Origin of the sequence: Arsenicicoccus sp. UBA7492 (genome assembly GCF_002479615.1) — a bacterium.
GTDB classification, from domain to species: Bacteria; Actinomycetota; Actinomycetes; order Actinomycetales; family Dermatophilaceae; genus Arsenicicoccus; species Arsenicicoccus bolidensis.
The window spans coordinates 200,541-212,999 of record NZ_DLOE01000048.1 but is presented as its reverse complement, the minus strand read 5'-3'; the positions used below and the strand labels follow the sequence as shown (position 1 = coordinate 212,999).

8 protein-coding genes and 1 riboswitch are annotated in these 12,459 nt (G+C 73.4%); of the genes, 4 read left to right on the top strand and 4 right to left on the bottom strand.

The genetic code is table 11. The features are described from left to right. Positions 1-21: 21 nt before the first annotated feature. The 3 genes from cobO to cobN are packed head-to-tail and all read right to left on the bottom strand — an operon-like array spanning position 22 to position 6,580. Positions 22-636, bottom strand: coding sequence for a cob(I)yrinic acid a,c-diamide adenosyltransferase (gene cobO / locus B4E97_RS15190; protein WP_029209959.1), 615 nt, complete (start codon positions 634-636; stop codon positions 22-24). Further along, positions 636-2,855: a VWA domain-containing protein gene (locus B4E97_RS15185; protein ID WP_286960553.1), complete on the bottom strand. Its 2,220-nt coding sequence runs from the start codon at positions 2,853-2,855 to the stop codon at positions 636-638. The genes cobO and B4E97_RS15185 overlap by 1 nt, the downstream gene beginning before the upstream one ends. Beyond that, positions 2,852-6,580, bottom strand: a complete 3,729-nt coding sequence (cobN, locus tag B4E97_RS15180) for a cobaltochelatase subunit CobN (RefSeq protein WP_286960551.1) — start codon at positions 6,578-6,580, stop codon at positions 2,852-2,854. The genes B4E97_RS15185 and cobN overlap by 4 nt, the downstream gene beginning before the upstream one ends. A 47-nt stretch (positions 6,581-6,627) precedes the next feature. Then, a riboswitch (cobalamin riboswitch) is annotated at positions 6,628-6,709 on the bottom strand. 134 nt (positions 6,710-6,843) lie between these two features. On the opposite strand from cobN, the gene B4E97_RS15175 reads away from it, so the two are divergent. The 3 genes from B4E97_RS15175 to cobJ are packed head-to-tail and all read left to right on the top strand — an operon-like array spanning position 6,844 to position 10,345. Beyond that, entirely contained in the window at positions 6,844-8,160 is a 1,317-nt protein-coding gene (locus B4E97_RS15175) for a nitrite/sulfite reductase (RefSeq protein WP_029209956.1), read from the top strand. Beyond that, positions 8,157-8,786 carry a precorrin-8X methylmutase gene (locus tag B4E97_RS15170; RefSeq protein ID WP_029209955.1) on the top strand — a complete coding sequence of 210 codons (630 nt, stop codon included), beginning with the start codon at positions 8,157-8,159 and terminating at the stop codon, positions 8,784-8,786. Before B4E97_RS15175 ends, B4E97_RS15170 begins: the two co-directional genes overlap by 4 nt. Beyond that, entirely contained in the window at positions 8,786-10,345 is a 1,560-nt protein-coding gene (gene cobJ, locus B4E97_RS15165; RefSeq protein ID WP_029209954.1) for a precorrin-3B C(17)-methyltransferase, read from the top strand. The genes B4E97_RS15170 and cobJ overlap by 1 nt, the downstream gene beginning before the upstream one ends. Before the next feature lie 124 nt (positions 10,346-10,469). Here the strand turns inward: cobJ and B4E97_RS15160 are convergent, their stop codons facing one another. Further along, a complete protein-coding gene (locus tag B4E97_RS15160; protein WP_019286999.1) occupies positions 10,470-10,769 on the bottom strand; it encodes a hypothetical protein in 300 nt (99 codons plus the stop codon). A 281-nt stretch (positions 10,770-11,050) separates the two neighbouring features. Between B4E97_RS15160 and B4E97_RS15155 the strand changes: the two genes are divergently transcribed. Then, complete coding sequence (locus tag B4E97_RS15155; protein WP_286960548.1) at positions 11,051-12,397, top strand: DUF222 domain-containing protein; 1,347 nt, start codon at positions 11,051-11,053, stop codon at positions 12,395-12,397. The last annotated feature ends 62 nt before the right edge of the window (positions 12,398-12,459 follow it).

Genomic DNA, 12,459 nt, shown 5'->3' with positions numbered 1-12,459 from the left:
GGGGCAGCCGCGTCGACGGGGCTACCACTCGATGCCTCGCTGGCCCTTCTGCCCGGCGTCCATGGGGTGCTTGACCTTGGTCATCTCGGTGACCAGGTCGGCGGCCTCGACGAGCCGGGGGTCGGCGTCGCGACCCGTGATGATGACGTGCTGGTGGCCGGGTCGGTCCCGCAGCGTGGCGACGACCTCGTCGACGTCGACCCAGCCCCACTTCATGGGATAGGTGAACTCGTCGAGGACGTAGACGTCGTGCGCCTCGGCGGCGATGCGACGCTGGATCTCGCGCCAGCCCTCGAGCGCGGCCTGGGCGTGGTCCTCGTCGGAGCCCGCCTTGCGGGTCCAGCTCCAGCCCTCGCCCATCTTGTGCCACTCGACCGGGCCGCCCTCGCCGGTCTGCTCGTGGAGGCGGCCGAGGGCCTTGAGGGCGTTCTCCTCACCGACCTTCCACTTGGCGCTCTTGACGAACTGGAAGACCCCGACCCGCCAGCCCTGGTTCCAGCCGCGCAGTGCGAGCCCGAAGGCCGCGGTGGACTTGCCCTTCATCTCGCCGGTGTGCACGACCACGAGCGGTCGGTTGCGGCGCTGTCTCGTGGTGAGGCCGTCCTGCGGGACGGTGGTGGGGACTCCCTGGGGCATCAGGCCACGCTCCTCGGGGCTCGGGTCACGCTGGTGGAGAGGCGGTCTCGGTGTCGGACGGCGCCGGCCAGCTCCTCGGCCGCCACGCCCTGCAGGTCGATCAGCTCGGCGCGCAGGTGCCCGGCGAGCTCGCGAGCCAGCCCCAGGCGGAAGCCCGCCCGCGTCTGCTCGCAGTCCACGACCACGCTGGCGATCCCCGCGTGGGCGATGCCGTCGGCCACCCGGTGGGCTCGTGGGATCGCCTGGCGCCCACCGGAGCTCGCGCGTCCGTCGGTGAGCACGACCAGCAGCGCACGACGGTGGGGGTCCTTGGCGTGCTCGCGGCGCACCACCTCGTAGGCGCTCTGCAGCCCCTCGGCCAGCGGGGTCCGCCCCCCGGTCGGCACCCGTGCGAGCAGTCGCTCGGCCAGCTCGACGCTCGTGGTCGGGGGCAGCACGAGGTCGGCCCGCGCTCCGGCGAAGGTCACGACCGCCACCTTGTCGCGTCGTTGGTAGGCATCGAGCAGCAGCGACACGCACGCCGTCTTGACCTCGCGGATGCGCTGGGCCGCGCCCATCGAGCCGGACGTGTCGACGACGAAGACGACGAGGTTGCCCTCCTTGCCCCGGCGCACGCTGCGGCGCAGGTCGCTCGGGCGCACCCCCAGCGGGTCGCCCACGGCCCGTGCCGTCGTCGCGCGGGACGCGGCCCTGAGCACCGTCGCGGTCAGCGAGATCCCTTGTCCCCGTGGGTCGTCGGGCGCCACGGCGCGCACGTGGCGCCCGGTCGTCGTGTCGGCCGTCGAGCGTCGGCCTGCCACACCGGTGCCCGCGGTGGGCAGGGTGAGCAGCCTTGCGCGGTATGCCGATCCGGCCCGCTCCCCCGTCGTGCCGCGGCCACGCGCCGGGCCGCCGGACGCGCCGTCGTCGTCTGCCTGCTGGTCCGCTCCCGTGGCGTCGCCGCTCGGATCCTGGCGGTTGGGCGGGATGGGGGCGTCGTCGCCGGGCCCGTCATCCGTCGGGACCTGACCGGTCGGCGGAGGGGTCTCGGCGCCGGATCCCCCGTCGAGGTCGCCGTCCCGGGAGCCGTCTCCGTCGGCAGCATCGACCTCGGCACCATCGTCGTCGGCACCATCGTCGTCGGCACCATCGTCGTCGGCTCCACCGCCGTCTCCACCACCGTCGCCGCCGCCGTCAGGCCCGTCGTCGTCACCGTCCGGCTCGGGGAGGTTGTCGTCGAGGATGTCCTCGAGGTCGTGGTCCCCACCGTCGTCGAAGGGGTTGCGCCGCTTGCGGTGCGGCAGCGCGAGGCGGGCGGCCACGCGGATGTCCTCCACGCCGACCTCGTCGTGCCCGCACCAGGCCGCGTGGGCGACCGCCGTGCGCGCCGTGACCAGGTCGCCGCGCATGCCGTCGACGTCGAAGGCCGCGCAGATGGCGGCGATCCGCTCGATGGCCTGGTCCCCGAGACGGACGTGGGGCAGGCGGTCCTGCGCCGCCGCGATCCGGTCGGCGAGGGCGGCCTCGCGGTCGGCATACGTGCCGATGAAGCTCACGGGAGAGTCCTCGTAGGCCATGCGGCGCCGCACGACCTCGACGCGGACGCGGGGGTCGCGCGAGGCGGTGACGTCGACGGCCAGCCCGAAGCGGTCGAGCAGCTGGGGACGCAGCTCGCCCTCCTCGGGGTTCATGGTGCCGACGAGGACGAATCGCGCTGCGTGCGAGACGGACACGCCCTCGCGCTCGATGCGGGCGCGCCCCATCGCGGCCGAGTCCAGGAGGGTGTCGACGAGGTGGTCCGGCAGGAGGTTGACCTCGTCGACGTAGAGCACGCCGCGGTGCGCCTGCGCCAGCAGACCGGGGTCGAAGGCGACCTGGCCGCTCGCGAGGAGGCGGTCGAGGTGCAGCGACCCGACCACCCGGTCCTCGGACGCGCCGACGGGCAGCTCGACCAGGCGGACGGGCCGCGTGATCGCGCCGTCGCCGTGCAGCGCGACGTCCGGGCACCCGGCGTCGGGAGCGGTGGGGTCGCACGAGAACCGGTCGCCCGCAACGACCTTCACGGGGGGCAGCACCGAGGCGAGGGCGCGCACCATCGTGGACTTGGCGGTGCCCTTCTCGCCGCGGACGAGGACGCCACCGATGGAGGGCGAGACGGCGGACAGGCAGAGGGCCAGGCCCATGTCGTCCATCCCGACGACGGCGCTGAACGGGAAGGCCTGGGTGTCGACGGCCGTCATCGCGCGGCCCCGGCCGCGCCCTCGAGGTCACCCTCGGCGTCGAGGTAGGCCGCGCGCAGCTCGGCCAGCACCTGCGGGTCGGGCGACTCCCACAGCCCGCGCTCGACCGCCTCCAGCAGCCGCTCGGTCATGCCGTGCAGCGCCCACGGGTTGGCCTCCGCGAGGAACGCGCGGTTGGTCTCGTCGAGGACGTACTCCTTGGTGAGGCGGTCGTACATCCAGTCGGCGACCACCCCGGTCGTGGCGTCGTAGCCGAACAGGTAGTCGACGGTCGCCGCCATCTCGAAGGCGCCCTTGTAGCCGTGCTGCCGCATCGCGGACATCCACTTGGGGTTGACCACGCGGGCGCGGAACACGCGGGAGGTCTCCTCGACCAGGGTGCGCGTCGCGACGTGCTCGGGGCGGGTCGAGTCGCCGATGTAGGCCTCGGGGCTGTCCCCGGTGATGGAACGGACGTGCGCGACCATCCCGCCGTGGAACTGGAAGTAGTCGTCGCTGTCGGCGATGTCGTGCTCGCGGGTGTCGACGTTCTTGGCAGCCACGCGGATCCGGCGATAGGCCGAGCGCATCTCGTCGCGCGCCGGGACGCCCTCGAGCTCGCGGCCGTAGGCGTAGCCGCCCCACACCTCGTAGACCTCGGCGAGGTCCGCGTCGGTGCGCCAGTCGCGCGAGTCGATGAGCTGCAGCAGGCCTGCGCCGTAGGTCCCCGGACGCGACCCGAAGATGCGCGTCGTCGCCTTGCGGTGCTCGGTGCCGCTCGCGAGGTCGGCCTGGACGTGCGCACGCACGTAGTTGTCGCTCTCACCCTCCTCCAGGGACGCGGCCAGCTGCACCGCGTCGTCGAGCAGCCCCACGGCGTGCGGGAAGGCGTCGCGGAAGAACCCGGAGATGCGCAGCGTGACGTCGACGCGGGGGCGTCCGAGCTCCTCGAGCGGGACGGCCTCGAGACCCGTGATGCGGCGCGAGGCGTCGTCCCACACGGGCCGGATCCCCATGAGCGCCATGGCTTCTCCGATGTCGTCGCCGGCGGTGCGCATGGCGGACGTCCCCCACAGCGACAGTCCGACGGAGGCGGGGAACTCACCCTTGTCCTGCTCGTAGCGCCGCACCAGCGAGTCCGCGAGGGACACCCCGGTCTCGTAGGCGAGACGGCTCGGGATGGCCCGCGGGTCGACGGAGTAGAAGTTGCGGCCGGTCGGCAGCACGTTGACCAGGCCCCGCAGCGGGGACCCTGACGGGCCGCTCGGGATGAACCCGCCGTCCAGGGCATGCAGGACGGCGTCGAGCTCGCCGGCGGTGCCCGCGACCCGCGGCACGACCTCCTCGACGGCAAAGGTCAGGACGGCTCGTATGGCGTCGCGATCGGCCCCCGGGCGCTCCGGCATCTCGGCGAGCACGGCGTCGACGGCGTCCGCGGTCCAGCCGCGAGCCTCCATGCCCTCCACCAGGGCTCGCGCGGCGGCCTCGACGTCGTCGGTCTCGCCGCGCTTCTTGGCGGACTCGTCCAGGCCGAGGGCGGTGCGCAGCCCGGGCAGGTGCTGGTTGCCGCCCCAGATCTGGGTGGCCTGGAGCATGGCGAGGACGAGCGAGACGCGGGCCTCGCCGACGGGCTCCTGCCCGAGCACGTGCAGGCCGCCGCGGATCTGGACGTCCTTGATCTCGCAGAGCCAGCCGTCGACGTGCAGCACGAACTCGTCGAAGGCGTCGGTGTCGTCGAGCTCCGGCCGGTCCGTCAGGCCGAGGTCGTGGTCCAGGCGGGCGGCCTGGATGAGGGTCCAGATCTGCTGGCGCACGGCCGGCGCCTTGGCCGGGTCCATGGCCGAGACCGTGGCGTACTCGTCGAGGAGCTGCTCGAGGCGGGCGATGTCGCCATACGAGTCGGCTCTGGTCATGGGCGGGACCAGGTGGTCGACGAGCGTGGCGTGCCCGCGGCGCTTGGCCTGGGTGCCCTCGCCGGGGTCGTTGACGAGGAAGGGGTAGACGAACGGGAGGTCGCCCAGCACTGCGTCGGGCGCGCAGTCGGCCGACAGGGCAGCGCCCTTGCCGGGCAGCCACTCGAGGTTGCCGTGCTTGCCGACGTGGACGATGGCGTGCGCGCCGAATCCGCCGTCGCTCTGGTCGGCCTCGAGCCAGCGGTAGGCCGCGACGTAGTGGTGGGACGGCGCGAGGTCGGGGTCGTGGTAGATCGCGATCGGGTTCTCCCCGAAGCCGCGCGGAGGCTGGACGAGGACCACGACGTTGCCGGCCTGCAGCCCCGCGTAGACGAGATCCCCCTGGTCCCCGTGGTCGTTGCCCCGCACGCGCCCGGCGTCGTCGCTGCGCCCCCGACGAGCGGAGCGCGGTGCGCGCGAGGTGTCGAGGTACATCTCGCCGGGCGCCTCGCCCCACGCCTCGGTCACGGCGGCGCGGAAGTCCTCGTGCAGCCCGGCGAACCAGCGGTGGTAGTCAGAGGCCTTGACGCGCAAGGGGTTCGACGCGAGCTCGTCCTCGGTCAACCAGGCCTGGTCGTAGCCGCCGCGCGCGATGATCGCCTTGATCAGGTCGTCGCCGTTGCCGGACTCGAGACCCGGCAGGGATCCCTCGCCCGCGAGCGGGCCGATGTCCCAACCACTCTCGTGCAGGCGACGCAGCAGGGCCAGCGTCGACGCCGGGGTGTCGAGGCCGACGGCGTTGCCGATGCGGGCGTGCTTGGTGGGATAGGCGGAGAGGACGACGGCGAGCCGCCGCTCCCCCACCGGGACGTGACGCAGGCGGGCGTGGGCGTGGGCGATGCCCGCGACGCGGCGGCATCGCTCCGGGTCGGCGACGTAGGTGGGCAGGCCATCCTCGTCGGTCTCCTTGAAGGAGAACGGGACCGTGATGAGTCGCCCGTCGAACTCCGGCACCGCGACCTGGGTCGCCGCGTCCAGAGGCGTCGTGCCGTCGGCGTTGTCCACCCACTCCGCCCGGCTGCTCGTGAGGCACAGCCCCTGGATCACCGGCACGTCGAGGTCGGCGAGCGCGCCTGCGTCCCAGGCACCTTCGTCGCCGCCGGCCTGGGCCGCGGCCGGGGTGGTCCCACCCGCCGCGAGGACGGTCGTGATGACCGCGTCCGCCTGGCGCAGGGTCCGCATGAGCTCGGGCTCCGGAGCGCGCAGGGAGGCGACATACAGCGGGAGCGGGCGCGAGCCCGCAGCCTCGAGGGCCTCGGCCAGGTCACGCACGAAGGTCGTGTTGCCGCTCGTCTGGTGCGCCCGGTAGTAGAGGACGGCCACGCACGGCCGGTCGTCACCCTCGGGAGCCTCCAGCGCGACGGTGTCGTCGAGCGGCCCCCAGGACGGCGCGGGCTCGGGCTGCGCGAACCCGTGCCCCGTCAGCAGGATCGTGTCCGACAGGAACGAGCCCAGCTCGGCCAGGTTGGTGGCGCCGCCGTGCGCGAGGTAGGCGTGGGCCTGCGCCGCCACCCCGGCGGGGACCGTCGAGGCCGACATGAGCTCGGCGTCGGGGGCCTGCTCACCCGTCAGCACCACGACGGGTCGGGAGCCGGCCAGCAGGTGGTCCAGGCCCTCCTCCCAGGCGCGGCGGCCTCCGAGGAGACGCACGACCACCAGGTCGGTGCCGTCCAGCAGCTCGTCGAGCTCGTGCATCGAGACGCGGTTGGGGTTGGCATAGCGCCAGGTCACGGGGCCGTCGGCCGCTCGTGCGCTCCGCAGGTCGGTGTCCGACGTGGACAGCAACGCCAGCATGGGGTCCTCTCCCGGGTGTCCTCGCCCGTGGGTGGCGGAGACGGCGGGAGTTCCTGGCTCACGGACCGCGGGGAGCACCCGGGTCCGCACACAGTGGCGGGACCGCGCCGGAGTCACACCGGCTTCCTCCGCTGATGCCGTCAGCGGTGTGGCCGAGACGGTCGTCCCGGCTGGTCCGGAGCCTAGCAGCCCGTATGACGACGCCCGGGGCCCCGCCACCCCGCTCACGGGGCGTGGCTCCCCGGTCACTATGCTCGACGACCATGGTGACCACAGGCTCTGCCGTCCCACCCGTCCTCGAGCGTCACTCCGTGCCGGACAAGTGCCCCGGGGCGCTGCGGATGTTCGAGGCGTCGGACGGAAAGATCGCGCGCGTCCGCCTCGCCGGATCACCCATGACGGTCGAGCAGGCCCGCCTGGTCGGCGAGCTTGCTGACGAGCTCGGCGACGGGCACGTGCTCTTCACCACCCGCGCCAACGTTCAGATGCGCGGTCTCGACGAGGCGCAGGCAGGCGAGTTCCCCTCTCGCGTCGAGCCGGCCGGGCTCCTGCCCTCTCGCACCCACGAGCGGACCCGCAACATCGTCGTCAGCCCGATGACCGGCATCGACGGTCGGGCCGACGTCATCCCGGTCGCCCGCGCGCTCGACCAGGCCATCTGTGCCGCACCGGAGCTCGTCGGCCTGGCCGGTCGCTTCCTCGTCGGTCTGGACGACGGCACCGGGGACGTCGCCTCGCTGCCGCTCGACCTCACGGCCCAGGTCCACCACGACCAGCTCGTCCTCGCCCTGGGCTCGGGCCGCGACGAGAACACCTATGCCGTGGGCCCGCTCGCCGACCCGGCCACCGTGGCAGCCACGCTCGCCGACGTCTGCCGCACCTGGCTGGCGGTGCGCGCTGACCACGGCGAGGAGGTCTGGAACGTCGACGACCTCGGCGCCGACGCTCGCGACGACCTGCACGACCGGGTCGGCGGCACGCTGGGGCACGCGGACCACGCGGTGCGGCGTGCCTCGCAGCAGCCGCGGCTCGCAGGTGCCGTCCCTGACGGCGACGGCGGGGTCGCGGTGCTCGCCAAGGCTCCGATGGCCGCGATCTCCACCGCTGGGTGGCGGGCCGCCTGCGACGTGGCCGAGCACGGCGACGGGCAGCTGCGCGTGACGCCGTGGCACGCGATCGTCATACGAGGTGTGCCTGGTCACGAGGCTCCGTCCCTGCTCGCGGCGCTGGCCGGGACCGGGTGGGCCACCGACCCGACCAACCCCTGGCTGGACGTGCACGCGTGCACCGGCCTGCCGCTGTGCGCCCGGTCGCACGCCGACGTGCAGGCCCGCGCTCGCGACCTCGTCGACTCCCTCGGCACCCAGCCGCTGGACGGCCTGCCCGTGATGTGGTCCGGCTGCGCCCGTCAGTGCGGCCACCCCTCCACGCCGCACCACGCGGTCGTCGCGTCCGAGGCCGACGCCTACGAGCTCTTCCTCCACGACGGCTCCCACGCGCCCCAGGACGGACCCAGTCGTGAGAAGGTCTCCTCCGGCCAGGCCATCGCCCTACTGACGACCGCGGGGAGCATCGCGTGACGCACGACTACATCAAGGACGGCGCCGAGATCTATCGCCAGTCCTTCGCCACGATCCGGCGCGAGGCGCGGCTCGACCAGCTGCCCGAGGACGTCGCCTACGTCGCGGTGCGCATGATCCACGCGAGCGGGCAGGTCGACCTGGTGGACGACATCGCCTACTCCCCCAGCGTGATCCAGCGCGCTCGCACCGCGCTGCAGGCCGGCGCGCCGATCCTGTGCGACGCCCAGATGGTGGCGTCCGGGGTGACGCGCACGAGGCTGCCTGCCGACAACGAGGTGCTCTGCCTCCTGAACGACCCGCGGGTCCCGGGGCTCGCCGCCGATCTCGGCACGACGCGCTCGGCCGCCGCGCTCGAGCTGTGGGGCGACCGCCTCGACGGTGCCGTCGTCGCGATCGGCAACGCTCCTACGGCGCTCTTCCACCTGCTGGACCTGGTGGAGCACAGCGCGATTCGCCCCGCCGCGGTCGTCGGCATCCCGGTCGGCTTCATCGGGGCGGCGGAGTCCAAGGAGGCCCTGGCCACCAACACCCTGGGCCTGGACTACCTCGTCGTGCACGGTCGTCGCGGCGGCTCGGCCATCACCTGCGGGGCGCTCAACGCCATCGCGTCCGAGGTCGAGTGATGCCGGCCGACCTCCCATCCGCCCGTGACACCAGCACCGCCAGCCCCGCCAGCCCCGCCGGTCGGCTGATCGGCGTCGGCCTGGGGCCCGGCGACCCGGAGCTGTTGACGCTCAAGGCGGTTCGCGCGATCGAGAGCGCCGACGTCGTCGTCTACCACTCCGCCCGGCACGGCCGGTCGACGGCTCGGCAGATCGCCGACCCCTACCTGCGCGAGGGCGTCGTCGAGGAGCAGCTCGTCTACCCCGTCACGACGGAGGACTGCGACGACTACGACGCCCAGCTGGCCGCCTTCTACGAGCAGTGCCGCGTCCGCCTCGCGTCCCACCTGGACGCCGGGCGGACCGTCGCCGTGCTGTCCCTCGGCGACCCCCTCACCTACAGCTCCTACCAGCACCTGCACCAGCGGCTGGCTGCGGCATACGACACCACCGTCATCCCCGGCGTCACCTCGATCACCGCAGCGGCCGCGGCCGCGGGCGTGCCGCTCGTCGAGGACACCGAGCTGCTGACCGTCATCCCCGGCACGCTCGCGGACGACTCTCTCGCAGCGGCGATCTCGTCGACCGACGCGGCTGTCGTGATGAAGCTCGGCCGCACCTTCGGCCGCGTCCGTGACGCCCTGGAGCGGGCGGGTCGGCTCGACGACGCGATCTACGTCGAGCGCGCGACGATGACCGGCGAGCGGGCCCTGCCCGCGCGGGACGTGAACCCCGCCGAGGTGCCCTACTTCTCGGTGGTCGTGCTGCCGAGCCGTATGCCGAGAACACCCGCCCCCGTGGCCCCCATCGGCGCCCCGGTGCCGCTCGGATCGGTCACCGTCGTCGGCACGGGGCCGGCCGGCGCCGAGTGGCTCACCCCCGAGGCACGCGGAGTCCTGGCCGCCGCAACGGATCTCGTTGGCTACACGACCTACGTCAAGCGAGTTCCCGTGCGGCCGTGGCAGATCCGTCACGAGTCGGACAACAAGGTCGAGTCGGAGCGCGCCGCCTTCGCCCTGGACCTGGCTCGGCGCGGACGGCACGTCGCCGTCGTGTCCTCCGGAGACCCCGGCGTCTTCGCGATGGCGACCGCGGTGCTCGAGGTGGCCTGCGACGAGCCGTATCTCGACGTCCCGGTGCGTGTCTGCGCGGGGATGACGGCGGCCCACGCCGCAGCCGCGCGGGCGGGTGCACCGCTGGGCCACGACTACGCCACCATCTCGCTGTCGGACCGCCTCAAGCCGTGGTCGGTCATCTCGTCGCGCATACGTGCCGCGCTGTCGGCGGACCTCGTCGTCGCGATCTACAACCCCGCGTCCCGGTCGCGGCGCGAGCAGGTCGTGCAGCTCAAGTCCCTCGCCCTCTCGCTGCGCTCCCCCGACACCCCCGTGGTCGTCGCGCGCGACGTCGGAGGACCCACCGAGCGGGTGCGCGTCCTGAGGCTCGAGGACCTGCCCACCGACGAGATCGACATGCGGACCCTGCTGCTCGTGGGCTCGTCGCAGACGCGGATGGTCACGCGTCGGCCCGGCGGCGAGGCGCAGGTCGTGGCCTGGACGCCACGCCGCTACCCGGACTGATCACGCAGTCAGCCCTACCTCCGGGGCGTGGTGCCCAAGAACGCCATGCGCGCCCTGGCCCGGCCGAGGCGGCCGAGGCGGCCAAGGCGGCCAAGGCGGGTCACGGAACCGGTCGGGCGGCCCGTCATACCGGATCGGTGAACTCGACGGGTGTGCCGGTGGCCTCGGCATAGGCGATCTCCCTGCGCGTGGACTCCCCCACGTAGCCGCCGGGGTTGACGACCAGCACCCGGTCAGCCAGGTCGATCTTGCGCAGGTGCAGGGCGTCCAGGGCGGCCTTCTGCTCGTCCGTGACCACCTCGTCGGCCTCTCCGGGCGCGACGACGATGACGCCGGCGAAGGTCAGGTCGCGGTTGGCCGCGCGCATCTCGGTCACGAAGCGGGTGGAGCCGCAGATGCAGACGATCTCAGGTCGGTCAGGCACGGCGTGGTCCTTGGGTCGGGCGGAGCAGACGGCTCGGACGAGCGACTCTACGCGGCGAGGTAGACAGCACGGTCGCGCGCTGGCGGTCGACACGAGCCGCCCGTCGTCGTGGGTGGTGAGGTCTACACCCCCGGGGGGGGAGGGGGGGGTCTGTCAGTGGTGGCCTCTAGGGTGAGAAGCACCTGAAGACGTCGCCTCACCCGTGCTGCTGCACGCGTCCCTCACGTCTCACGTGGATCCCGTCCGCCGGGCGGGATCCGTCGATCGACGAGGAGGCGACCATGAGTCCTGAGCTCACGGCCGACGCGGTGCCCATCGGGGGCGCTGCCACGGCCGAGCTGGCACCGGAGGTGCACGACGCGTTCCGCGGCTCGTCCTGGGGCGAGCACCCCGTGCCGGGCACGCTGCCGGACATCCTGCACCTGATCCGCCGGATCGAGGGCGGCGACGACCCTGCCGACGCGGTCGATCAGCTCACCCTGCTGGAGCGGATCCGTCACGCGGCCGGAGCGGCCCAGCTGAGGGTCATGCTCGGGCTCGAGGCCACCCGCCGCGCGGAGCAGGGCACGCCCGAGGACCGGACGCCCGCCGGTCTCGCGGCCGAGGTCGGGCTCGCCACGCGTGCCTCGGCCGGATCCGCGTCACGACGCCTCGGCATCGCCCGCAGCCTCCGCCACCACCTGCCGCGGTGCGGGCTGCTGCACGCGGCCGGCCTGATCGACGAGGGCACGGCCGCTCAGGTGGTGACCGCCTTGGCGCCGCTGAGCCGCGCCGACCGCCTGCGTGCTGACCGGGAGCTGGCGGCCGAGCTGCCTGGACTCACCTGGGCCCAGGCGGGCAAGCGCGCTCGCGCGATCGCCTACGCCCTGGACCCGCAGGCCGCCATGCGGGCAGCGGCCAAGGCCGCCGCCGATCGCTACGTCTCCACCCGCCCCGCCCCGGACTGCATGGTGCAGCTCACCGCCCTGCTCCCGGTCAAGGAGGGGGTCGCCGTGCACGCCGCGTTGATCCGGGCGGCTGACGCGCCGCGCGGCGCCGAGGACCAGCGCACGCGGGCCCAAGTCATGGCCGACACCCTCGTCGAGCTGGTGACCGGGCGGTCCACCGACACGATCGACGTCGAGGTGGGCCTGATCATGACCGATCGCACCCTCCTCGACGGCGATGACGACGCCGCCACCGTCCCGGGCTACGGGCCCATCCCCGGTCCACTGGCCCGAGCCCTGGTCCTCGGCGGCCAGACGAGTGAGGGCGAGCAGGCACAGGGCTGTCACGCCGCCAGCGTGTGGCTGCGCCGGCTCTACGCGGATCCCGAGACGGGCGAGCTGGCCTCCATCGACGCGAAGCGTCGGACCTTCACGGGGGTCGTGCGGCGGCTGGTCGTGTGGCGGGACGGGACCTGTCGGGTCCCCTACTGCGACGCGCCCATCCGCCACATCGACCATGCCGAGCCGTACGCCGAGGGCGGTCCAACCAGCGCCGACAACGCGGTCGGCATGTGCGAGGCGCACAACTACGCGATGGAGGCCCCCGGGTTCGCCCGGCACCTCGACCCGGACGGGGCGCTCACCGTGATCACGCCGACGGGCGGACGGCACACCGCCCCACCACGCCGTGCAACCGGTTGAGCGCATCGGCCAAGATCGAGATCGTCGGTCATGATCCCCGACCCAGGTTGTTGGCGCCCGCG

Excerpts from the sequence above, each read along its gene's own strand:
- cobJ (WP_029209954.1), top strand. The coding sequence starts at position 8,786 with ATGCCGGCCGACCTCCCATCCGCCCGTGACACCAGCACCGCCAGCCCC.
- B4E97_RS15185 (WP_286960553.1), bottom strand. The coding sequence starts at position 2,855 with ATGACGGCCGTCGACACCCAGGCCTTCCCGTTCAGCGCCGTCGTCGGG.
- B4E97_RS15175 (WP_029209956.1), top strand. The coding sequence starts at position 6,844 with ATGGTGACCACAGGCTCTGCCGTCCCACCCGTCCTCGAGCGTCACTCC.
- cobO (WP_029209959.1), bottom strand. The coding sequence starts at position 636 with ATGCCCCAGGGAGTCCCCACCACCGTCCCGCAGGACGGCCTCACCACG.
- cobN (WP_286960551.1), bottom strand. The coding sequence starts at position 6,580 with ATGCTGGCGTTGCTGTCCACGTCGGACACCGACCTGCGGAGCGCACGA.
- B4E97_RS15155 (WP_286960548.1), top strand. The coding sequence starts at position 11,051 with ATGAGTCCTGAGCTCACGGCCGACGCGGTGCCCATCGGGGGCGCTGCC.